Source organism: Pseudomonas sp. UC 17F4 (assembly GCF_900101695.1).
GTDB lineage: Bacteria > Pseudomonadota > Gammaproteobacteria > Pseudomonadales > Pseudomonadaceae > Aquipseudomonas.
In genome coordinates, this window is sequence record NZ_FNKV01000001.1 from 791,484 (window position 1) to 813,238 (window position 21,755).

Consider the following 21,755-nt stretch of genomic DNA (forward strand, 5'->3'; position numbering starts at 1 on the left):
ACTGCCGATCGAGCGTGTTCAATTTTGGTGCATGCCTGGAGAGCCCATGAACCTTGAGAGCAAATGGCTGGAAGATTTCAGTGCCCTGGCCGCCACCCGCAGCTTTTCCCAGGCCGCCGAGCGCCGCTTTGTCACCCAGCCGGCCTTCAGCCGACGCATTCGCAGCCTGGAAGCGGCATTGGGGCTGACCCTGGTCAACCGCTCGCGCACGCCGATCGAGCTGACGGCGGCGGGGCAATTGTTTTTGGTGACGGCGCGTACGGTGGTCGATCAGCTGGGCGAGGTGCTGCGCCATCTGCATCACCTGGAAGGCGGGCAGGGCGAGGTGATCCAGGTGTCGGCGGCGCACTCGCTGGCGCTGGGGTTCTTTCCGCGCTGGATCGCGCAGTTGCGCAACGACGGCCTGAACATCGCCACGCGTTTGGTCGCGACCAACGTCGGCGACGCTGTGCATGCCCTGCGCGAAGGCGGTTGTGATCTGATGCTGGCGTTCTACGACCCCGATGCCGCCTTGCAGATGGATGCGGAGATCTTCCCCTCGTTGCACCTGGGCCACACTGAAATGCTGCCCGTGTGCGCCGCCGATGCCGACGGCAAGCCGCTGTTCGACCTGGAAGGCGAGGGCAGTGTGCCATTGCTGGCTTACAGCGCCGGGGCGTTCCTTGGGCGTTCGGTCAATCTGCTGCTGCGCCAGCGCAACCTGCGCTTTACCACTGTCTATGAAACGGCGATGGCCGACAGCCTCAAGAGCATGGCCCTCGAAGGCCTGGGCATCGCCTGGGTGCCGAGGCTGTCGGCGCGGGCCGAACTTGAACGCGGTGAGCTGGTGATTTGCGGCGGTAGCCAGTGGCACGTACCGCTGGAAATCCGCCTGTATCGCTGCGCCCTGGTGCGCAAGGCCAACGTGCGCCTGCTGTGGCGCAAGCTGGAGGGTGGGCCGGCGACGCCGGCTTGACCCGAAAGTCAGCCAAAGCCCCGAAAAATAAGGCCGACAGTTGGTCGTCGGAGTGCATTAAGCGCACCGCTTTGCGATATACTGCGCGGCCTTCGGTCGGTTTCACCCGGCCCTAATTCGTATAACAAGCCACGCCGGTTGTCCCCGCGTGGCTTGTTGTTTTTTGACGCGCCTGCGGGCGCCCAAGAGAAGAGGCTCGACGATGAGTGCACTGGTTGGCGTGATCATGGGCTCCAAGTCCGATTGGTCCACCCTTAGCCACACCGCCGATATGCTGGAAAAACTCGGCATTCCCTACGAGGTCAAGGTGGTCTCTGCCCACCGTACCCCGGACCTGCTGTTCCAGTATGCCGAAGAGGCCGAAGGCCGTGGCATCGAGGTGATCATCGCCGGCGCCGGTGGCGCTGCCCACCTGCCAGGCATGTGCGCGGCCAAGACCCACCTGCCGGTGCTGGGCGTACCGGTGCAGTCGTCGATGCTCTCGGGTGTCGATTCGCTGCTGTCGATCGTGCAGATGCCGGCCGGCATTCCGGTTGCCACCCTGGCGATCGGCAAGGCTGGCGCGATCAACGCCGCGCTGCTCTCGGCGAGCATCCTCGGCGCCAAGCACCCGCAGTTCCACACTGTGCTCAAACAGTTCCGCGCTGAGCAGACAGACAACGTTCTGGACAATCCAGATCCGCGCCAGGCTTGAGGTCAAAAGCATGAAAATCGGTGTAATCGGTGGCGGCCAGCTGGGCCGCATGTTGGCCCTGGCAGGTACTCCGCTGGGCATGAACTTCGCTTTCCTCGACCCGGCTCCGGACGCCTGCGCGGCGCCCCTGGGCGAGCACCTGCGCGCCGATTACGGTGACCAGGACCACCTGCGGCAGTTGGCCGACGAAGTTGACCTGGTGACCTTCGAGTTCGAAAGCGTCCCGGCAGAAACAGTGGCCTTCCTTTCGCAGTTCGTGCCGGTCTACCCGAGCGCCGAGTCGCTGCGTATCGCCCGCGATCGCTGGTTCGAAAAGAGCATGTTCAAGGATCTGGGCATTCCCACCCCGGCCTTCGCCGATATCCAGTCGCAAGCCGACCTGGAGGCCGCCGTTGCCAGCATCGGCTTGCCTGCCGTGCTCAAGACCCGCACCTTGGGTTATGACGGCAAAGGTCAGAAAGTGCTGCGAACTGCCGCAGATGTTGTGGGTACTTTCGCCGAACTGGGCAGCGTGCCGTGCCTGCTCGAAGGCTTCGTGCCGTTCACCGGCGAAGTGTCGCTGATCGCCGTGCGTGCACGCGATGGCGAAACCCGCTTCTACCCGCTGGTGCACAACACCCACGAGAACGGCATCCTGCGTTTGTCGGTGGCCAGCGAAGACCACCTGCTGCAGGGCCTGGCCGAAGACTACGCCGGTCGCGTGCTCAAGCAGCTCGACTACGTCGGTGTGCTGGCCTTTGAGTTCTTCGAAGTCGATGGCGGCCTTAAAGCCAACGAGATCGCCCCGCGGGTGCACAATTCCGGGCACTGGACCATCGAAGGCGCCGAGTGCAGCCAGTTTGAGAACCACCTGCGCGCCGTTGCCGGCCTGCCGCTGGGTTCGACCGCCAAGGTCGGCGAAAGCGCCATGCTCAACTTCATCGGCGAAGTGCCGGCAGTCGACCAGGTGATCGCCATCGACGAATGCCACCTGCACCACTACGGCAAGGCCTTCAAGGTCGGTCGCAAGGTTGGCCACGCCACCCTGCGCTGCGACGACCTGACGACCCTGGAGCAAAAAATCCAGCAAGTCGAAGCCCTGATCAAGGGCTGAAGGGAACCTTCCCGCCCCGCTGTCCCTCTGATGGCAGGATGCCAAAGCGCTGACTAGGCTTTGGCATGCGCCATTCAACTCAGAGGGATTGCCATGGGTATCATCGGAACCATCTTCATCGGCCTGATCGTCGGTCTGCTGGCACGCTTTCTAAAGCCTGGCGACGACAGCATGGGCTGGATCATGACCATTCTGCTGGGCATTGCCGGTTCGCTCGCCGCGACCTACGGCGGCCAGGCGCTGGGCATCTATCAGGCTGGAGAGGGTGCAGGTTTCCTCGGCGCGCTGGTGGGCGCGATTATCCTGTTGGTGATCTACGGGCTGGTCGTCAAAAAGAGCTGACGGCAGGCTAGAATGCTCGGCACCGAATTCCTTCGTTGCCGAGCTTTTTCATGCGCCGTGTATTACTGCTTTCTCTGTTGCTGCTGAGCGGCCTGGCCCGGGCTGAGTTGCCGGAAACCGACTGGCTGGAGCTGATGCCCAAGTCGGACCAGAAAGCCCTCGAGCAGATGCCCGAAATCGACCACAACTCCCCGGAAGCCATGGGCACCTTCAGCGAAAAGGGTGGCCTCAAGCAGAGCAAGGGCTTGCCGGCAGTGATGTATTCGACCAAGACCGTGGCCGCCATGAATGGCAAGCACATCCGCCTGGGCGGGTATCCGGTGCCGCTGGAAACCGACGCCAAGGGCAACAGCACGTTGTTCTTCCTGGTGCCTTACCCCGGCGCCTGCATCCACGTACCGCCGCCACCACCGAACCAGCTGGTGCTGGTGCGCTATCCCAAGGGCTTGAAGCTCGACGATATCTACACGCCGCTGTGGGTCAACGGTACGTTGAAGGTGGAGACGGTCAGCAATGACCTGGCGGATGCGGCCTATGCAATGGATGCAGCCAAGGTGCGGGTGGTGGAAGACGCCGATCTTTGAATGATCGCGGGGCAAGCCTGCTCCCACCGGATACTGTGGGAGCGGGCTTGCCCCGCGATAGTGATCTAGAGCTGTTCGCTATCGATTTTCAGACTCAGCGAATGGGTTGCCCCAGGCGCCAGTGTCACCACATCGTCCCACACGTTCGCGGTCTCGATGCAGAGCATGCGCTGCCAGCCATCGTCGGCCATGTCCGGCAACTCAGCGGCACGCTCGGTCCAGGGGTTCCAGATCACAGCCGTACGCGAACCCTGGGCCGTTATCACCACGCGACGATTCCAGGCCGGGTCGACGATGCTCAGTTGCTCGGGCGCCTGCAGATAAATGCGGTCGGTTTCACCGGCAAAGCCCAGCGCGCCTTGCTGCTGGCGCTGCTCCCAGTTGGCCAGGGTTTCGATGTAGTTCAGACCATCGACACCTTCGACCTGGACCTCGCGCACATCGCTGACCGCGAAGTAGCTGTGCAGCGCCTGGCTGAGGGTGACCGGGACGTTGTCGAGGTTATAGCTGGAGAGGGTGATGCTCAGCTGTTCGCCCATGACGATGGTCAGCTTGAGCTCAACGATGTGTGGCCAGCCGGGCAGGTCGCCTTTGGCCTCTGGCAGGGTGAATTCGATTGTTACATTGCCGTCCTTCACGGCGATGCCCAGCAATTGCCAGTCACGACCGCGCACCAGGCCATGGGCCGGGCCGTCTTCAGCGCGATACATGGCCTGCACGGCATCGGGGTTGCGCTTGAAAATGCCAAACCAGGGCCAGCACACCGGAACCCCGGCGCGCACGGACTTGCCCTGCCTGAAGATGGCCTGTTCGCTGAGCCACAGCAAAGGTGGCTCGCCGAGCCGCTGATAGCTGAGCACCTGCGCGCCTTGCTGGGCGACCAGCAATTCAGCCGTGTCGCTGGTGATGCGCCAGCAATTGAGCTCGCCGTGCTTTTCGGATTCGACCTTGGGTGTGGACATGCGCTTTATCTCGTAGGTTTGCCGTACGGCCTTGGACCGCTTGCATACCTTCGAGTTTACCGCGCAGCGGTCTCAGCGACGAGGAGGAACCGAGCGGGTGCGCCCGCTGCCGTCGATGGCGACGAACACGAATACCGCTTCGGTCACCTTGCGCCACTCGCTGGACAGCGGGTCGTCGCTCCACACCTCGACCATCATCTGGATCGAGCTGCGGCCGATTTCCAGGGTCTGGGTATAGAAGGACAATTGCGCGCCGACTGCCACCGGCACCAGGAATGCCATGCGATCGATGGCCACGGTAGCTACCCGGCCACCGGCAACGCGACTGGCCATGGCGGTACCGGCCAGGTCCATCTGGGCGACCAGCCAGCCGCCGAAGATATCGCCGAAACCGTTGGTTTCACGGGGCAATGCGGTGATCTGCAAGGCCAGGTCGCCTTGCGGGATAGGATCTTCTTGTTCGAGTTCAATCATGCCGGGGGTGCCTCTGACCCATGACGCTTCGTTGGTTGGCGCTATGACAGACGCCTCGAAAAACGATTCAGCACAACTATTCTACGCTGCTTTCGCTTTGCCAGGCGGCGAAGGGAAACTCTGCGAAACCGACTAAGCATACCTAGCGGCGTTTTCGCACAACATCCTTCAGAAGGCGCAACCCTTTCCTACAAGCGGCCAGTATATAGAGCCGAAAGCGCAGCGACGACCATGCAGTCATGAATACTTGTATTGAATTTGTACTGCTATGTGCTTTTTCTGCCAATTTGCTATCTTTCCAGGCTGCCCAGGCCCAAACCCGCGTGCCAGGCGGCCTGCACCCCCAATAAGAAATGCCAAACAAGAGAGACCTATGACCTCCGTGCCCGGCAGTATCGCGCAGCCTTCGAGGCCGCTGACCCGCAGTGACTACAAGACCTTGTCGCTTTCCGCCCTGGGCGGTGCGCTGGAGTTCTACGATTTCATCATCTTCGTGTTCTTCGCCACGGTGGTCGGCAAGCTGTTCTTTCCCGCCGAAATGCCTGAATGGCTGCGTTTGATGCAAACGTTTGGCATCTTTGCCGCCGGCTACCTGGCGCGGCCGCTGGGCGGCATCGTCATGGCCCACTTCGGCGACCTGCTGGGGCGCAAGAAGATGTTCACCCTGAGCATTTTCATGATGGCGGTGCCGACCCTGATCATGGGGCTGTTGCCGACCTATGCGCAGATCGGCCTGTGGGCTCCGATCCTGTTGCTGGTGATGCGGGTGATCCAGGGCGCGGCGATTGGCGGTGAAGTGCCGGGCGCCTGGGTGTTCGTCTCCGAGCACGTGCCGGCGCGCAACACCGGGTACGCTTGCGGCACGCTGACGGCGGGGCTGACTGCCGGGATTCTGCTCGGTTCGCTGGTGGCGACGCTGATCAACACGGTTTACAGCCAGCAGGAAGTGGCCGATTACGCCTGGCGTATTCCGTTTCTGCTCGGCGGCGTGTTTGGCTTGTTCGCGGTCTATCTGCGCCGCTGGCTGCACGAAACCCCGGTGTTTGCCGAGATGCAGGCGCGCAAGGCGCTGGCCGAAGAAGTGCCGCTGCGCGCGGTATTGCGCGACCACCGTGGCGCCATCGTGCTGTCGATGCTGCTGACCTGGCTGCTGTCGGCCGGCATTGTCGTGGTGATCCTGATGACCCCGGCGCTGCTGCAGAGCCTTTATCAGGTCAGTCCGACCGATTCGCTGAAGGCCAACAGCCTGGCCATCGTCCTGCTCAGCCTCGGTTGCATCGGCACCGGCGCGCTGGCCGACCGTTTTGGCGCCGGGCGGGTGTTCATTGTTGGCAGCCTGGCGCTGCTGGTGACCTCCTGGACCTTTTATCACACGCTGCCTACCCACCCCGAGTGGCTGTTCCCGTTGTATGCCTTGACCGGCTTGTGTGTCGGCATCGTCGGCGCCGTGCCGTATGTCATGGTTAAAGCCTTCCCGCCGGTAGTTCGGTTCAGTGGCCTGTCGTTTTCCTACAACCTGGCCTACGCGATCTTCGGCGGCCTGACGCCGATGGCCGTCACCGCGATGCTCAAGTTCAGCCCGATGGCGCCGGCTTATTACGTTGCTGGTATCTGCACCATTGGTCTGCTGGTGGGTATTTATCTGACCGCGAAAAAGCGCTGAAACCGCTCTAAATCAAACCTCGCAACATTTTGAAAAGGCCATCACCGCTCGCCGGTGATGGCCTTTCATCTAATTGTCACATTCGATTCATAGAGTAGTCATACGGCCTGCAGATACTTGGGCCCGATCCATCTCACCCCAATTCCTGCTAGGAGCAAGGCATGAAACTGAAGCGTTTGATGGCGGCCCTGACTTTCGTCGCCGCTGGCGTTGCCACCGCCAATGCGGTTGCCGCTGTTGACCCTGCTATTCCGACCTACACCAAGACCACCGGTGTGTCGGGCAACCTCTCCAGCGTCGGTTCCGATACCCTGGCCAACCTCATGACCCTGTGGGCCGAGGCCTACAAAAAGGAATATCCGAACGTCAACATCCAGATTCAGGCTGCCGGCTCCTCCACCGCGCCACCCGCGCTGACTGAAGGCACCGCCAACCTCGGCCCGATGAGCCGCAAGATGAAGGACGTCGAGCTGCAGGCCTTCGAACAGAAGTACGGCTACAAGCCAACCGCCATCCCGGTTGCCGTCGACGCCCTGGCCGTATTCGTACACAAGGACAACCCGATCAAAGGCCTGACCATGGCCCAGGTCGATGCAATCTTCTCTTCGACCCGCCTGTGCGGCGCCAAGGCCGACGTGAAAACCTGGGGTGACCTGGGCGTGACCGGCGACCTGGCCAACAAGCCAGTGCAGCTGTTCGGCCGTAACTCGGTGTCCGGCACCTACGGCTACTTCAAGGAAGAAGCCCTGTGCAAAGGCGACTTCAAGCCTAACGTCAACGAACAACCTGGCTCGGCTTCGGTCGTGCAGTCGATCAGCAGCTCGCTGAACGGCATCGGTTACTCGGGCATCGGCTACAAGACCGCCAGCGTCAAGACTGTAGCCCTGGCCAAGAAAGAAGGCGGTGCCTTCGTTGAAGACAACGAAGCCAACGCCCTGAACGGCACCTACCCGCTGTCGCGCTTCCTCTACGTCTACGTCAACAAGGCGCCGAACAAGCCTCTGGCCCCGCTGGAAGCCGAGTTCGTCAAGCTGGTGCTGTCGCAAGCCGGCCAGCAAGTGGTGGTGAAGGATGGTTACATCCCGCTGCCAGCCAAAGTGGTTGATAAAGCCCTGGCTGACCTGGGCCTGAATCACAACGGCAACGTTGCGAAGAAGTAACTGAAGGACCGGCGGGGGCGGGTTTTGTCCCGGTCTCGCCACTCATTGCGAGTCCGCTGCCAGGGGTATCTGCGCGGCGGGCTTTTTTGCGTCACTGCATTGTCATGTTTTTGTCATACGGGACCGCTAGGGTGTGCGCATGAATGATCTGGCCAACTCCACCATGACCCAAAATTCTCCCCCCGTGCGGATTGACTTCAATACGCCCGAACTGCAACGCAAGCGGCGCATGCGTGCGCTCAAGGATCGCCTGACCCGCTGGTATGTACTGGTGGGCGGGCTTGCCGTGCTGGCAGCCATTACCCTGATCTTCTTCTACCTGGCCTATGTGGTCGTACCGCTGTTCCAGGGCGCTACCCTGACCAGCAAGAAGGCCCTGGAGCCGACCTGGCTGCAGCAGGACGCCGGCAAGCCGCTGATGATCGCCCTGGAAGAGCAGAACCTGGTCGGCATGCGGGTTTCCGACAAGGGCCAGGCGCTGTTCTTCGACACCAAGAGCGGTGCCGAGCTCAAGCGCGTCGAACTGCCGGTGCCGGCTGGCACCCAGGTGACCTCGATCGGTGCCGATCAGCCGGGTAACCCGCTGGTGGTGCTGGGCCTGTCCAATGGCCAGGCGCTGGTGTTCAGTCATAGCTACAAGATCACCTACCCGGACAACAAGAAAACCATCACTCCGGCCATCGACTACCCCTATGGCCAGGAGCCCTTCGCCCTGGATGACCAGGGCCGGGCGCTGGAGCATGTCAGCCTCAACGTCAATGGCGAGACCCTGGTGGTGGCCGGTTCCACCGGTGCGCACCTGCAGGTGGTGTCGCTGAGCCGCGAAGAGAACATGATGACCGGCGAAGTCACCAGCGAGCAGAGCCGTATCGAGCTGCCGCAGATGACCGAAGCGGTCAAAGCCATTTTCATCGACCCGCGCCAGCAGTGGTTGTATGTGATCAACGGTCGTGCCCAGGCTGACGTTTTCAGCCTGCGCGACAAGAGCCTCAACGGCCGCTACAAGCTGCTTGACGACGGCAATGCCGAAGTCACCGCCAGCACTCAGCTGGTGGGTGGTATCTCGCTGATCATCGGTGACTCCAAGGGTGGCCTGGCCCAGTGGTTCATGGCCCGCGACCCGGATGGCGAGCAGCGCTTCAAGCGCATTCGCGAGTTCCAGATGGGCAAGGCGCCGGTGGTGCAGATCGATGCCGAAGAGCGCCGCAAGGGCTTCGTTGCCCTCGACGCTGACGGCAAGCTCGGCGTGTTCCACAGCACCGCGCACCGTACCCTGCTGGTCGAGCCGGCCGCTGAAGGCGCGGGCATTCTGGCGCTGTCGCCACGGGCCAACCGCATCATCATCGAAGAAGGCGGCAAGCTGCTGCCGCTGACCCTGAAGAACCCGCACCCGGAAGTGTCCTGGAGCGCGCTGTGGAGCAAGGTCTGGTACGAGAACTACGACGAGCCCAAGTATGTCTGGCAGTCGACCGCCTCGAACACCGACTTCGAACCCAAGCTGAGCCTGTCGCCGCTGACCTTCGGTACCTTGAAGGCCGCGTTCTACGCGATGATCCTCGCTGCGCCGCTGGCCATTGCCGCCGCCATCTACACCGCCTACTTCATGGCCCCGGGCATGCGCCGCAAGGTCAAGCCGGTGATCGAACTGATGGAGGCGATGCCGACGGTGATTCTCGGCTTCTTCGCCGGCCTGTTCCTGGCGCCGTTCCTTGAAGGCCACCTGCCGGGTGTGTTCAGCCTGTTCCTGTTGATGCCGCTGGGCATCCTGGTCGCCGGCTTCGCCTGGAGCCGCCTGCCCGAGTCGCTGCGCCTGCGGGTTCCGGATGGCTGGGAAGCGGCGATCCTGATCCCGGTGATCCTCTTCACCGGCTGGTTCGCCCTGTACATGAGCCCGTTCATCGAGACCTGGTTCTTCGACGGCGACATGCGCCTGTGGATTACCAACGACCTGGGTATCACCTACGACCAGCGCAACGCCCTGGTGGTCGGTATCGCCATGGGTTTTGCGGTGATCCCGAACATCTACTCGATCGCTGAAGACGCCGTGTTCAGCGTGCCGCGCAGCCTGACCCTGGGTTCGCTGGCACTCGGTGCCACGCCATGGCAGACCCTGACCCGCGTGGTCATCCTGACCGCAAGCCCGGGGATCTTCTCGGCGCTGATGATCGGCATGGGCCGCGCGGTGGGTGAAACCATGATCGTGCTGATGGCCACTGGCAACACCCCGGTCATGGAAATGAACCTGTTCGAAGGTATGCGCACCCTGGCGGCCAACGTTGCGGTGGAGATGCCCGAGTCGGAAGTCGGTGGCAGTCACTACCGCGTGCTGTTCCTCGCCGCGCTGGTGCTGCTGATGTTCACCTTCGTGATGAACACCTTGGCCGAGCTGATTCGCCAGCGTCTGCGCAAGAAATACTCGTCGCTTTGATAGAAAGGTAGCGATCCGTGAAAAAGGATTCCCTCAAAAGCTGGTTCAAGAGCGGCGCCCCCGGCGTCTGGATGAGCGGTGGCGCGGTCGCCATCGCGGTGATCATGACCATCGGTCTGCTCGCCGTGATCGCCGTGCGCGGCCTGGGCCATTTCTGGCCGGCCGACCTGCTGCAAGCCAGCTACAACGTGCCTGGCCAGGCCAACCACATCGTCGTTGGCGAAGTGGTGCAGAAGGAAGAGGTACCCCGTGCCCGTTTGAAAGGTGCCGGCCTGCCGGTGCCTGATGAAGGCCCGGAGTTCATGACCCGCGAGCTGATCAAGGTCGGTAACCGCGACCTCAACGGTAGCGACTTCACCTGGGTGGTCGGCGAATGGCTGACCGACCAGCACAAGCCGGTCGACCTGATCGCCCTGGAGCGCCGCGAGTGGGGCAACTTCTATGGCTACCTGGTCAGCGTCAAGGAAAACGGCAAGGTCGTCGCCGAAGGCCAGGCGGCCTGGCGCGAGCTGCAAGATCGCCTCAAGCGTGCCGACAAGCTGGCCGGCGAGCTGCAGAAGCTCGAGAAGAAGGACATCGGTGCGATCAACTACGGTCTTGAGCGTCTGCGCCTGCAGACCCGCAAGCTGGAGCTGGACGGCAAGCTGGACGCCGCTGCCCAGGCCGATATCGAAGCCGAGCGCGCCGAGCTGAACAACCGCTACAAGGCCATCGAAGAGCGTCTGGGCGGCCTGCACCAGGACTTCGGCCGCGACAGCCTGGTGGCCAAGGACGGTAATGGTCGTGAGGTGGAAATCAACCTGAGCAAGGTGGTGCATGCCTACCAGCCGAACGGCATGGGTATCTTCACCAAGCTGGGCGTGTATTTTGCCAAGGTCTGGGAATTCCTCAGCGACGACCCGCGTGAGGCCAACACCGAAGGCGGGATCTTCCCGGCGATCTTCGGTACCGTGATGATGACCCTGATCATGGCCGTGATCGTCACCCCGTTCGGCGTGCTGGCGGCGGTGTACCTGCGTGAATATGCGCGTCAGGGCCCGGTGACCCGCCTGATCCGTATTGCGGTGAACAACCTCGCCGGTGTTCCGGCGATCGTCTACGGCGTGTTCGGCCTGGGCTTCTTCGTCTATGTGCTGGGTGGCTCGCTCGACCGGCTGTTCTTCCCCGAAGCGCTGCCGGCGCCGACCTTGGGTACCCCGGGGCTGCTTTGGGCTTCGCTGACCCTGGCGCTGCTGGCGGTGCCGGTGGTGATCGTGGCCACTGAAGAAGGTCTGGCGCGGATTCCGCGTACGGTCCGTGAAGGCTCGCTGGCGCTCGGTGCCACCAAGGCCGAGACCCTGTGGAAGATCGTCCTGCCAATGGCCAGCCCGGCGATGATGACCGGCATGATCCTCGCCGTGGCCCGCGCCGCCGGTGAAGTGGCGCCGCTGATGCTGGTAGGTGTGGTGAAGCTGGCGCCGTCGCTGCCGGTGGACGGCAATTACCCGTACCTGCACCTGGACCAGAAGATCATGCACCTGGGCTTCCACATCTATGACGTCGGCTTCCAGAGCCCGAACGTCGAGGCCGCGCGGCCGCTGGTGTACGCCACGGCATTGCTGCTGGTGCTGGTAATCGCCACCCTGAACCTCTCGGCGGTATGGATTCGTAACCACCTGCGCGAGAAGTACAAGGCGCTGGACAGTTGACTGAAAGCTATTAGCCATAAGCGGCAAGCTACACGCCGCTTTTGCTCAAACTTGCAGCTTGCAGCTAGAAGCATGCAGCTACAAACGGAGTGAAATCATGCAACATGAAACCCATTCTCACGGTATAGACATGTCGGCCCTGGGTCGCGACAAACAGAGCCTGCGCCTGGCTGAAGAAACCGTAGCCATCGAAGTGCCAGGCCTGAGCCTGTACTACGGCGACAAGCAAGCGCTGTTCGATGTCAGCATGAACATCCCCAAGCAGCGTGTGACCGCTTTCATCGGCCCGTCCGGCTGCGGTAAATCGACCTTGCTGCGCACCTTCAACCGCATGAACGACCTGGTTGACGGCTGCCGCGTGGACGGCGCGATCAACCTTTACGGCAACAACATCTACCGCAAGGGCGAAGACGTCGCCGAACTGCGCCGCCGGGTTGGCATGGTGTTCCAGAAGCCCAACCCGTTCCCCAAGACCATTTACGAGAACGTGGTCTACGGCCTGCGTATCCAGGGCATCAACAAGAAGCGCGTGCTCGACGAAGCCGTGGAGTGGGCGCTCAAGGGTGCGGCGCTGTGGGAGGAGGTCAAGGACCGCCTGCACGAGTCGGCGCTGGGCCTGTCCGGTGGTCAGCAGCAGCGCCTGGTGATTGCCCGTACCATTGCCGTGGAGCCGGAGGTACTGCTGCTCGATGAGCCGTGCTCGGCACTCGACCCGATCTCGACGCTGAAGGTCGAAGAGCTGATCTACGAGCTCAAGTCCAAGTACACCATCGTCATCGTTACCCATAACATGCAGCAGGCGGCGCGGGTCTCCGACTACACCGCATTCATGTACATGGGCAAGCTGGTGGAGTTCGGTGATACCGACACGCTGTTCACCAACCCGGCGAAGAAGCAGACCGAAGACTACATCACCGGCCGGTATGGCTAGCGGCAGTTGCAAGCTTCAAGCCGCAAGCTGCAAGAAAGTGGCGAGCGTGAAGCCCGGGAACGACACGAACAAACTTGAAGCTTGAAGCTTGCTACTTGAAGCTTTTTCGCGGAGCGAAAGCATGATCGATAAAGACAGCCTTACCCACCATATCTCCCAGCAGTTCAACGCCGAACTCGAAGAGGTTCGCAGCCACCTCCTGGCGATGGGCGGCCTGGTCGAGAAGCAGGTCAACGATGCGGTTACCGCGCTGATCGAGGCCGACTCGGGCCTGGCCCAGCAAGTGCGCGAAGTCGACGAGCAGATCAACCAGATGGAGCGCAACATCGACGAAGAGTGCGTGCGCATTCTGGCCCGACGTCAGCCGGCGGCGTCTGACCTGCGCCTGATCATCAGCATTTCAAAGTCGGTAATTGACCTGGAGCGCATCGGCGACGAGTCGACCAAGATTGCCCGTCGCGCCATCCAGCTGTGCGAAGAAGGCGAATCGCCTCGCGGTTACGTTGAAGTGCGTCACATCGGCGACCAGGTGCGCAACATGGTCCGTGATGCCCTGGATGCCTTTGCCCGTTTCGACGCCGACCTGGCGCTGTCGGTGGCCCAGTACGACAAGACCATCGACCGCGAGTACAAGACCGCGCTGCGCGAGCTGGTCACCTACATGATGGAAGATCCACGCTCGATCTCGCGCGTTCTCAGCGTGATCTGGGCGCTGCGTTCGCTGGAGCGTATCGGCGACCACGCGCGCAACATCTCCGAGCTGGTGATCTACCTGGTGCGCGGTACCGACGTCCGTCACCTGGGCCTCAAGCGTATGCAGGAAGAGGTTCAGCGCAGCGGCGAAAAGGCTAATGTTCCGGGCAAATCTGACGATAACTAAGACTGCCCGAGAATGAACGCCCGGCCTTGGCCGGGCGTTTTCGTTTGCGGGTGAGGCAGCCGCGAACGAAACAACGAGTCCCGGCGTGACCCAATGTTTGGCAAATGGCCATCAGTCAGCGTTATGCTAGTCGGGATTCAATAGGAGTGGCGATGAGTAAAGTCAGTGTGTTGGTTGTGGATGATGCGCCGTTCATTCGCGACCTGGTCAAGAAGTGCCTGCGTAACTACTTCCCCGGTATCGTCATCGAAGATGCGGTCAACGGCCGCAAGGCCCAGACCTTGCTGAGCCGTGAGGCTTTCGACCTGGTCCTGTGCGACTGGGAAATGCCGGAAATGTCCGGCCTTGAGCTGCTGACCTGGTGCCGTCAGCAAGAGTCGATGAAGACCCTGCCGTTCATCATGGTGACCAGCCGTGGCGACAAGGAGAACGTGGTCCAGGCGATTCAGGCCGGGGTCTCGGATTTCGTCGGCAAGCCGTTCACCAACGAGCAACTGCTGACCAAGGTGAAAAAAGCCCTGACCAAGGTCGGCAAGCTCGACACCTTGCTGGCCAGTGCGCCGACCCGCGCGACGTCGGCGTTTGCCAACGACTCGCTGAGCGCCCTGACTGGCGGCCGTGCCGAAACGGTCAAGCCGACAGCCCCGGTGGCCCCGGTAGCCGCGGCCAAACCCCTGGTGAGCGCTCCCAAGCCTGCAGCTGCGGCGCCGGCAGGGCGTGGCCAGGGCCAACTGCGCCTGCCAAGCGGCGTGCAGCCGTGTGTGATCAAGGCCTTGAGCCTCAAGGAAGCGCTGCTGGTGGTGCGCCGTGGCGAAACCCTGCCACAGGTTCTGGAAGGCGCGGTACTCGACCTGGAGCAGGGCGAGAACGCCGAGATCGCCCGCCTCAACGGCTACCTGCATGCGGTTGCCGCGCTGGAGCCGAAACCCGACAGCGACTGGTTGCAACTGACCTTCAAGTTCGTTGACCAGGATGCGCAGAAGCTCGACTACCTGTCGCGCCTGATCGCCCGCGGTTCGGCGCAGAAGCACTTCGTGCCAGGGGCCTGAAGGCCCTGTGGGAGCGGGCCTTGCCCGCGATCGAGCGCGCAGCGGTCGCAATCCAGACAACACCTGATGTATTGACTGGGCTGGCCTCTTCGCGGGGCAAGCCGGCGCCTACAGGAGCCGGCCTTGCCGGCGATCAATGCACCGTTCGTCTCCTGGTACACCCCTGAAACACTCTCGCCATACCCCCGCCAAAATCCGCTGCTAGGCTTCGACAGACCACTCACTGTCAAAAAGCCACTACTCATGCCTGCACGCACGCTGCTGTTCTGCGCCTTGCTCATGGCCTGCGGCCCTGTGCTGGCCATGACCCTTTACAAAAGTACCGACGCCTACGGCGTGGTGTCTTATTCCGATCGACCGATTCCCGGCGGCCGGGCGTTTGTCTTTGGCGACAGGATGGTTGAGCAACTGGAAACCCAGGTGCAGTTGCAGGCCAACCGCTTTGCCGCAGGCGTGCGCTTCAGTGCGCGTAACGACACCTACGCGCCGGTCGAGGTAGAGCTGCGCCTGGAGCGCCTGGGCAATGTCCAGGGTGGGGCGTCGCGTTTGGTGCGGCGAGTGGTGCCGGCGCGCAGCACGGTGGCACTGACGCTGCTCAGTGCCCGCCAGCCCGGCAAGCCGGTGAGCTACAAGAGCAAGTTCGATTTTGCCCTGGGCAACCCGGGCCAGCGTCAACAGGCGTTCCGTTACCCATTGCCCTGGCGCGGCGGGCCCTTTCGCCTGACCCAGGGGCCCAATGGCCGCTACAGCCACTTCGGGCCCAAGGGCCGTTATGCCATGGACATCGCCATGCCTGAAGGCACGCCGATCATCGCCGCACGGGCAGGGGTGGTGATCAAGACCGAAAACAGCCAGAGCGGCCGTGGCAGTCATCCGTCAGGCAACTTTGTGCGCATCCTTCACGAAGACGGCACCATGGGCGTGTACCTGCACCTGATGCGCGGCTCAGTGGTGGTCAGGGAAGGGCAGCGGGTGGTGTACGGCACGCCGCTGGCAAAATCCGGCAATACCGGCAACAGCAGCGGCCCGCACTTGCACTTTGTGGTGCAGCGCAACGTCGGGCTGGCGCTGGAGTCGATACCCTACCAGTTCAACCAGCCCGTCGGCGGGCTGCCGAACTTTACCGCCGGCAACCCCTGAGGCGGCTCAATCGAGCTTGAGCACCTTGGCCAGGACGATCTTCGGCCCCTTCATCTTTTTGATGATAATGCGCAGGCCTTCGACTTCCAGTAGCTCTTCCTCTTCCGGAACCCGCTTGAGGGTCTCGTAGACCAGGCCGGCGAGGGTTTCGGCCTCGATGTGGTCCAGATCCACGCCAAGCAGGCGCTCGACCTTGAACAGCGGGGTGTCGCCGCGTACCAGCAGCTTGCCCGGCTGGTAGGCGAGGATGCCGCGCTCGGCCTTGCGGTGTTCGTCCTGGATGTCGCCAACCAGCACTTCCAGCACGTCCTCCATGGTCAGGTAGCCGATGACCTTGCCGTCGGCTTCCTCGACCAGCGCAAAGTGCGCACCGCCTTTGCGGAACTGCTCGAGCAGGTGCGCCAGCGGCATGTGCCGCGACACGCGCTCCAGCGGCCGGGTCAGCTCGGCCAGGTTGAAAGACTCGGGGATATGGTCGAGATCGGCCAGCTCCAGCAGCAGGTCCTTGATGTGCAGCAGGCCGATGAATTCGCCGCGCTCGGCATCGAGTACCGGGTAGCGACTGAACTTGTGCCGACGGAACATCGCGAGGATTTCCTTGAGCGGCGCGTTGGCATCGAGGCAGACCATGTCTTCCCGCGAGTTAGCCCAGTCGACCACTTCCAGCTCGCCCATTTCCACCGCCGAGGCCAGTACCCGCATGCCTTGGTCGCTAGGGTCCTGGCCACGGCTGGAGTGCAGGATCAGCTTGAGTTCTTCACGGCTGTAGTGGTGTTCGTGGTGCGGCCCGGGCTCGCCCTGGCCGGCAATACGCAAGATGGCGTTGGCGCTGGCGTTGAGCAGGTAGATGGCCGGGTACATCAGCCAGTAGAACAGGTACAGCGGCACCGCCGTCCACAGCGACAGCAGTTCGGGCTTGCGGATCGCCCAGGACTTGGGCGCCAGCTCACCGACAACGATGTGCAGGTAGGAGATGACGAAGAAGGCGCTGAAGAACGAGATGCCCTTGATGACTTCCGGCGATTCAACGCCGACGGCGGCCAGCAGGGGTTCGAGCAGGTGCGCGAAGGCCGGCTCACCGACCCAGCCCAGGCCCAGCGAGGCCAGGGTGATGCCCAGTTGGCAAGCGGACAGGTAGGCGTCCAGCTGGCTGTGTACGGTGCGCAGGATCTGCCCGCGCCAGCCATGCTGCTCGGCAATCGACTCGACCCGGGTCGAGCGCAATTTGACCATGGCGAACTCGGCGGCAACGAAGAAGCCGTTGAGCAGAACCAGCAGCAGAGCGAAAAGAATCATGCCGAAATCGGCGAAAAGTGCAGCGAGGTTGAAACCAGGGGAAGGGTCCATGATGGAGTTTTACGGGGTCCGTCTTTTAAGAAAGGGAGTACAGCAATGCCAGCATGAGCTGGCGCGAGTCAGCCAATGTAGCGGCTGACTGCGCAAATTTAAAGGGCGGCGGCTCAGGATGCCTGGCGCGAGGCTATCTGCACCGGGGCGAAATGGCAGGTAAAGGTGCTGCCATGGCCTGGCACGCTGCTGATTTCCAGGCGCGCGCGATGGCGCAGCAGCACGTGCTTGACGATCGCCAGGCCCAGGCCGGTGCCACCGGTATTGGAGGCACGGCTGGAGTCGACGCGGTAGAAGCGCTCGGTCAGGCGTGGCAGATGCTTGGGGTCGATGCCGATGCCCGAGTCCTGCACGCTCAGGTGTGCGCCTTGCTCGTCGGCCCACCAGCGGATGCGGATCTGGCCTTCGTCCTGGGTGTATTTGACTGCATTGAACACCAGGTTGGAGAAGGCGCTGCGCAGCTCCGCCTCGCTACCCTTGAGGCGAATGCCCGGCTGCGCCTCCAGGCTGATGCGCTGGTTACGCTGCCCGGACAATGCCTGGGCGTCGCCCTTGATCGATTGCAGCAGGGTCTCGACCGCTACTGGCTGGTTGTCCGAGGGGTAGTCGGTGGCTTCCAGCTTGGCCAGCAACAGCAGGTCGTTGAGCAGCGTTTGCATGCGCCCGCCTTGCTGCTGCATCTGCTGCAGGGCACGAACCCAGCGCGGGTTCACCTCTTCGACGTTATCGAGCAGGGTTTCCAGGTAGCCGGCGATCACCGTCAGCGGCGTGCGCAGTTCGTGGGAGACGTTGGCGACGAAATCCTTGCGCATCTGCTCCAGCTGATGGATGCGGGTGACATCGCGTACCAGCATCAGGTGCTCGTTGTTGCCGTAACGGGTGATGTGCAGTTGCACGCGCATGCGGTCGTTGATCGGCGAGGGGATCTCCAGCGGTTCGAGGTAGTTCTCCTGCTCGAAGTACTCCTTGAAGCGTGGATGACGTACCAGGTTGGTAACTGGCTGGCCGCTGTCCTGCGGGGTCTTGAGGCCGAGCAGGGTTTCCGCGGCGCGGTTCCACCACTCCAGGTTGCCATCGCTGTCGAGCATGATCACCGCATCCTTGAGGGCGGCGGTGGACTCCTGCACCCGGTCGATCACCGCCTGCAGACGCCCGCGCACGCGCTGGTCGCGGCGTTGCAGATGGTAGATGCTGTCGAACACCTCGCCCCACAGGCCATAGCCATCGGGCGGTGCTTCATCGGGTTTGTGCAGGCGCAGCCATTCGTGCAGGCGCAGCAGTTGCTTGAGGGTCCAGCCCAGGTAGATCGCCAGGCCCAGGGCCAGGCTCCAGCCATAGTAGCCGCTGATCAGGCCGGCCAGCAGGCAGACGGTGATCAGCAACAGCATGTGGCGAATCAGGGTGCCATGCCAGTTCTGGTTCAATTGGGATCCTTAGCGGATCAGCTGCACGTTGCAAGCTACAAGCTGCAAGGTTGAAGCGGATCTGCGTGTGCTTTTGCTCTTTCTTGCAGCTTGGGGCTTACAGCTTGCAGCTTTCTCAACTTTTAGTTGAGAACCGGTAACCGGTGCCGCGGACGGTTTGTACCAGATTTTCGTAGGCATCGCCCAACGCCTTGCGCAGGCGGCGGATATGCACGTCGACGGTGCGTTCCTCGACATAGACGTTGCCGCCCCAGACCTGGTCGAGCAGTTGGCCACGGGTGTAGGCGCGCTCCTGGTGGGTCATGAAGAATTGCAGCAGGCGGTATTCGGTCGGGCCCATTTCGGCCGGCTTGCCATCGATGGTCACCCGGTGGCTGATTGGATCGAGCAGCAGGCCGCCGACTTCGATCGGCGCTTCGCCATCGCTCGGGCCGGCGCGGCGCAGCACGGCCTTGAGCCGGGCCACCAGCTCGCGCGGCGAGAAAGGCTTGGTGATGTAGTCGTCGGCGCCGACTTCCAGGCCCTGGATCTTGTTGTCTTCCTCACCCTTGGCGGTGAGCATGATGATCGGGATGTCGCCGGTCAGCTCGTCGCGCTTGAGACGGCGGGCCAGTTCGATACCGGAGGTGCCCGGGAGCATCCAGTCGAGCAGGATCAGGTCCGGCTTGCGGTCGACGATGATGGCGTGGGCCTGCTGGGAGTTTTCGGCTTCCAGGCAGTCATAGCCGGCCATTTCCAATGCAACGGCGATCATCTCGCGAATTGGCGCTTCGTCGTCAACGATCAGAATGTTTCTGCCAACCATGCTTAAACCTCTTCCATTAAAGGTGTCTTGGCCCGCATTAGATAACGGAATTATTGCAGTCGTGTGACAGCTCGTGGGCCATTGCAGCAACATTCTGTTACTGGGCTAGGCTTAAATTCCCTCTCCCGAGAATTACGGTGAATCCAATGACACGACATACGCTGAACTGGATGACGCTTTTCGCTGCAGTGGCACTGGCGTTGCCAGGGATAGCGTCGGCCCATCATGCCATGATGAAGGACGGCATGATGGTCGACCATGCTGGAATGACGCTCTACACCTTTGACAAGGATTCGGGCGGCAAGTCCATGTGCAACGATGAGTGTGCCAAGAACTGGCCGCCGCTTATGGTCAAATCTGGCGACATGGCTGAAGAGGGCTGGACACAAATCAAGCGCGATGACGGTTCGATGCAGTGGGCCTACAAAGGCAAGCCGGTGTACACCTTCATCAAGGACAAGAAAGCCGGTGACATGACCGGCGATGGCATGAAAGACGTCTGGCACGTGATCAAGTAATAGTGCCTTCAGTCGCGGGGCAAGCCCGCTCCTACAGGTGCAGGAGCGGGCATGCCCCGCGATGAATCAGAAGCTGTAATCCAGCACGATGCCGACAAACACCAGCAACCCGGCCCAGTGGTTGTGCAAGAAGGCCTTGAAGCACGATTCGCGGTCCAGCTTGCGCGTCGACCAGAACTCCCAGGCAAAGCACAGCAAGGCTGCCATCAGTCCCAGGTGGAACCAGCCGCCCAGCTCGAAGCGGTTGCCGGCCAGTAACAGGCAGCCAAGGGACAATACCTGCAAGGTGAGGATGATCACCCGATCGGCTTCACCGAACAGGATGGCGGTGGATTTGACCCCGATTTTCAGGTCGTCATCGCGGTCGACCATGGCGTAGTACGTGTCGTAGCCCACGGTCCACAGCAGGTTGGCGATGTACAGCAGCCAGGCGATGGCCGGCAGCTCGCCGGTGGCGGCGGTGAAGGCCATGGGGATGCCCCAGGAGTAGGCCGCCCCCAGCACCACCTGCGGGTAGTAGGTGTAGCGCTTCATGAACGGGTAACAGGCCGCCAGCGCCACAGCGCCGAACGACAGCCACACCGTGGTGGCATTGGTGCACAGCACCAGCAAGAAACTCACCCCGACCAATACCGCAAACAGGGTCAGCGCCTCGCGGGCGTTGATCCGTCCGGCGGCCAGCGGGCGGTCGGCAGTGCGTTTGACGTGGCCATCGACCTTGCGGTCGGCGAAATCGTTGATGGCGCAGCCGGCAGCGCGCATCAGCACCACGCCGAGGGTGAATATCAGCACGTTGGCCAGGGTCGGCGCGCCCTTGGCGGCAATCCAGACGGCCGAAAGGGTCGGCCACAGCAGCAGGTAGATGCCAATCGGACGGTCCATCCGGCTCAGCTGGATGAAGTCCCAGGCCCGGGGGTGCAGGCGATTGAACGACTTGAGCAACTGCAGGTACATCAGCGGGTCTCCGATGGGGTGTCGGCGGCAATCCACAGTGTAGGCAAGAACACCTCGGCCACCAGCACGCTCAAGGCGTCGCGATCAAAGCGCGAACGGCGCCCCCACAAGCCTGCATGGCACTGCTCCAGCGGCAGCCAGGCCTGCGGATAGTGGCAGACCTCGATGGGCCGGCGGACAAAGCCCTGTTCGCAGAACAGCAGTTCGCCCAATGAGCGGCTGCCCAGCGCTTCCATGTCCAGGCCGCCACTTTCCAGCGAGCTGCGCGCGGCCACGCTGCGGGCAAACACCCAGGGCTGGCCATGGCCGCGCAAGTACACTTCGCGCACCCAGCCTTCGCTGCCCAACGGCAGGTCAAGGGCCTGGCATTCGTCTTCGCGCAGGCGTTGCCAGCCCTCGCAAAGGGGTGTCACGCAAAAGTGATCGGCGGATAATTGAATCAGGCGGCGGGTCAGGGAGCCCTGGTCGTACAACCAGTCGCGAGTCGTGGGCGATGTGCTGTCTGCCAGGTCAGGGTGCTGCAGCCAGAGTGCAGCGGGCGCTTGCAATGTTTCGTACGGCACGGCGGTATCGAATAACAGGCCAGAGAGACGCCGAGCTTAGCATGATTGCCCGATCCGGCTTGCATGCTGGCACCTGGCTCCAGTACAAAGCCCTTTCTTTG

21 protein-coding genes are annotated in these 21,755 nt (G+C 62.3%); 14 read left to right on the forward strand and 7 right to left on the reverse strand.

All coding sequences use genetic code 11. The features are described from left to right. Positions 1–46: 46 nt before the first annotated feature. From BLR26_RS03520 to BLR26_RS03540, 5 genes are all read left to right on the forward strand, one after another. Positions 47–955, forward strand: a complete 909-nt coding sequence (locus BLR26_RS03520) for a LysR substrate-binding domain-containing protein (RefSeq protein ID WP_045199499.1) — start codon at positions 47–49, stop codon at positions 953–955. A 202-nt stretch (positions 956–1,157) separates the two neighbouring features. After that, complete coding sequence (purE, locus tag BLR26_RS03525; RefSeq protein ID WP_038615995.1) at positions 1,158–1,649, forward strand: 5-(carboxyamino)imidazole ribonucleotide mutase; 492 nt, start codon at positions 1,158–1,160, stop codon at positions 1,647–1,649. A 10-nt stretch (positions 1,650–1,659) separates the two neighbouring features. After that, the gene (locus BLR26_RS03530) at positions 1,660–2,742 is read left to right on the forward strand and encodes a 5-(carboxyamino)imidazole ribonucleotide synthase (protein ID WP_093377936.1); all 1,083 of its coding nucleotides are present in this window, start codon (positions 1,660–1,662) and stop codon (positions 2,740–2,742) included. 93 nt (positions 2,743–2,835) lie between these two features. Continuing rightward, positions 2,836–3,084, forward strand: coding sequence for a GlsB/YeaQ/YmgE family stress response membrane protein (locus BLR26_RS03535; RefSeq protein WP_045199503.1), 249 nt, complete (start codon positions 2,836–2,838; stop codon positions 3,082–3,084). Between the two features lie 50 nt (positions 3,085–3,134). Next, entirely contained in the window at positions 3,135–3,668 is a 534-nt protein-coding gene (locus tag BLR26_RS03540; protein WP_045199652.1) for a DUF3299 domain-containing protein, read from the forward strand. Positions 3,669–3,733: 65 nt separating this feature from the next. Here the strand turns inward: BLR26_RS03540 and BLR26_RS03545 are convergent, their stop codons facing one another. Both BLR26_RS03545 and BLR26_RS03550 read right to left on the reverse strand, forming a co-directional pair. Next, entirely contained in the window at positions 3,734–4,630 is an 897-nt protein-coding gene (locus BLR26_RS03545) for a D-hexose-6-phosphate mutarotase (protein ID WP_093377946.1), read from the reverse strand. Positions 4,631–4,702: 72 nt separating this feature from the next. Then, the gene (locus BLR26_RS03550) at positions 4,703–5,104 is read right to left on the reverse strand and encodes an acyl-CoA thioesterase (RefSeq protein WP_009402429.1); all 402 of its coding nucleotides are present in this window, start codon (positions 5,102–5,104) and stop codon (positions 4,703–4,705) included. A 373-nt stretch (positions 5,105–5,477) separates the two neighbouring features. Between BLR26_RS03550 and BLR26_RS03555 the strand changes: the two genes are divergently transcribed. The 8 genes from BLR26_RS03555 to BLR26_RS03590 all read left to right on the forward strand — a co-directional run bounded on the left by BLR26_RS03555 (position 5,478) and on the right by BLR26_RS03590 (position 16,043). Further along, positions 5,478–6,767 (forward strand): MFS transporter, encoded by a 1,290-nt coding sequence (locus tag BLR26_RS03555; RefSeq protein ID WP_045199508.1) that lies wholly within the window; start codon positions 5,478–5,480, stop codon positions 6,765–6,767. 161 nt (positions 6,768–6,928) lie between these two features. Beyond that, the gene (locus tag BLR26_RS03560; RefSeq protein WP_045199510.1) at positions 6,929–7,927 is read left to right on the forward strand and encodes a phosphate ABC transporter substrate-binding protein PstS; all 999 of its coding nucleotides are present in this window, start codon (positions 6,929–6,931) and stop codon (positions 7,925–7,927) included. 139 nt (positions 7,928–8,066) lie between these two features. After that, the gene (locus BLR26_RS03565) at positions 8,067–10,355 is read left to right on the forward strand and encodes an ABC transporter permease subunit (protein WP_045199513.1); all 2,289 of its coding nucleotides are present in this window, start codon (positions 8,067–8,069) and stop codon (positions 10,353–10,355) included. A 71-nt stretch (positions 10,356–10,426) separates the two neighbouring features. Beyond that, positions 10,427–12,043: a phosphate ABC transporter permease PstA gene (gene pstA / locus BLR26_RS03570; RefSeq protein ID WP_176794310.1), complete on the forward strand. Its 1,617-nt coding sequence runs from the start codon at positions 10,427–10,429 to the stop codon at positions 12,041–12,043. Positions 12,044–12,140: 97 nt separating this feature from the next. Beyond that, positions 12,141–12,974: a phosphate ABC transporter ATP-binding protein PstB gene (gene pstB, locus BLR26_RS03575; RefSeq protein WP_045199517.1), complete on the forward strand. Its 834-nt coding sequence runs from the start codon at positions 12,141–12,143 to the stop codon at positions 12,972–12,974. A 121-nt stretch (positions 12,975–13,095) separates the two neighbouring features. Continuing rightward, a complete protein-coding gene (gene phoU / locus BLR26_RS03580; RefSeq protein ID WP_038997986.1) occupies positions 13,096–13,854 on the forward strand; it encodes a phosphate signaling complex protein PhoU in 759 nt (252 codons plus the stop codon). Positions 13,855–14,006: 152 nt separating this feature from the next. Next, a complete protein-coding gene (locus tag BLR26_RS03585; protein ID WP_045199519.1) occupies positions 14,007–14,903 on the forward strand; it encodes a response regulator in 897 nt (298 codons plus the stop codon). A gap of 243 nt (positions 14,904–15,146) precedes the next feature. After that, entirely contained in the window at positions 15,147–16,043 is an 897-nt protein-coding gene (locus BLR26_RS03590; protein WP_093377951.1) for a peptidoglycan DD-metalloendopeptidase family protein, read from the forward strand. 6 nt (positions 16,044–16,049) lie between these two features. On the opposite strand, the gene BLR26_RS03595 is transcribed toward BLR26_RS03590, so the two are convergent. From BLR26_RS03595 to phoB, 3 genes are all read right to left on the reverse strand, one after another. Then, a complete protein-coding gene (locus BLR26_RS03595; protein WP_045199523.1) occupies positions 16,050–17,390 on the reverse strand; it encodes a hemolysin family protein in 1,341 nt (446 codons plus the stop codon). A 113-nt stretch (positions 17,391–17,503) separates the two neighbouring features. Then, positions 17,504–18,814: a phosphate regulon sensor histidine kinase PhoR gene (phoR, locus tag BLR26_RS03600; RefSeq protein ID WP_093377956.1), complete on the reverse strand. Its 1,311-nt coding sequence runs from the start codon at positions 18,812–18,814 to the stop codon at positions 17,504–17,506. 115 nt (positions 18,815–18,929) lie between these two features. Further along, positions 18,930–19,619 (reverse strand): phosphate regulon transcriptional regulator PhoB, encoded by a 690-nt coding sequence (gene phoB / locus BLR26_RS03605; protein WP_010225936.1) that lies wholly within the window; start codon positions 19,617–19,619, stop codon positions 18,930–18,932. A 146-nt stretch (positions 19,620–19,765) separates the two neighbouring features. Between phoB and BLR26_RS03610 the strand changes: the two genes are divergently transcribed. After that, on the forward strand, positions 19,766–20,137 hold the full coding sequence (locus BLR26_RS03610) for a COG4315 family predicted lipoprotein (RefSeq protein ID WP_093377960.1): 372 nt from the start codon (positions 19,766–19,768) through the stop codon (positions 20,135–20,137). Positions 20,138–20,203: 66 nt separating this feature from the next. On the opposite strand, the gene ubiA is transcribed toward BLR26_RS03610, so the two are convergent. After that, complete coding sequence (ubiA, locus tag BLR26_RS03615) at positions 20,204–21,091, reverse strand: 4-hydroxybenzoate octaprenyltransferase (protein ID WP_093377965.1); 888 nt, start codon at positions 21,089–21,091, stop codon at positions 20,204–20,206. Next, complete coding sequence (locus tag BLR26_RS03620; RefSeq protein ID WP_045199531.1) at positions 21,091–21,654, reverse strand: chorismate lyase; 564 nt, start codon at positions 21,652–21,654, stop codon at positions 21,091–21,093. The genes ubiA and BLR26_RS03620 overlap by 1 nt, the downstream gene beginning before the upstream one ends. Positions 21,655–21,755 lie beyond the last annotated feature (101 nt).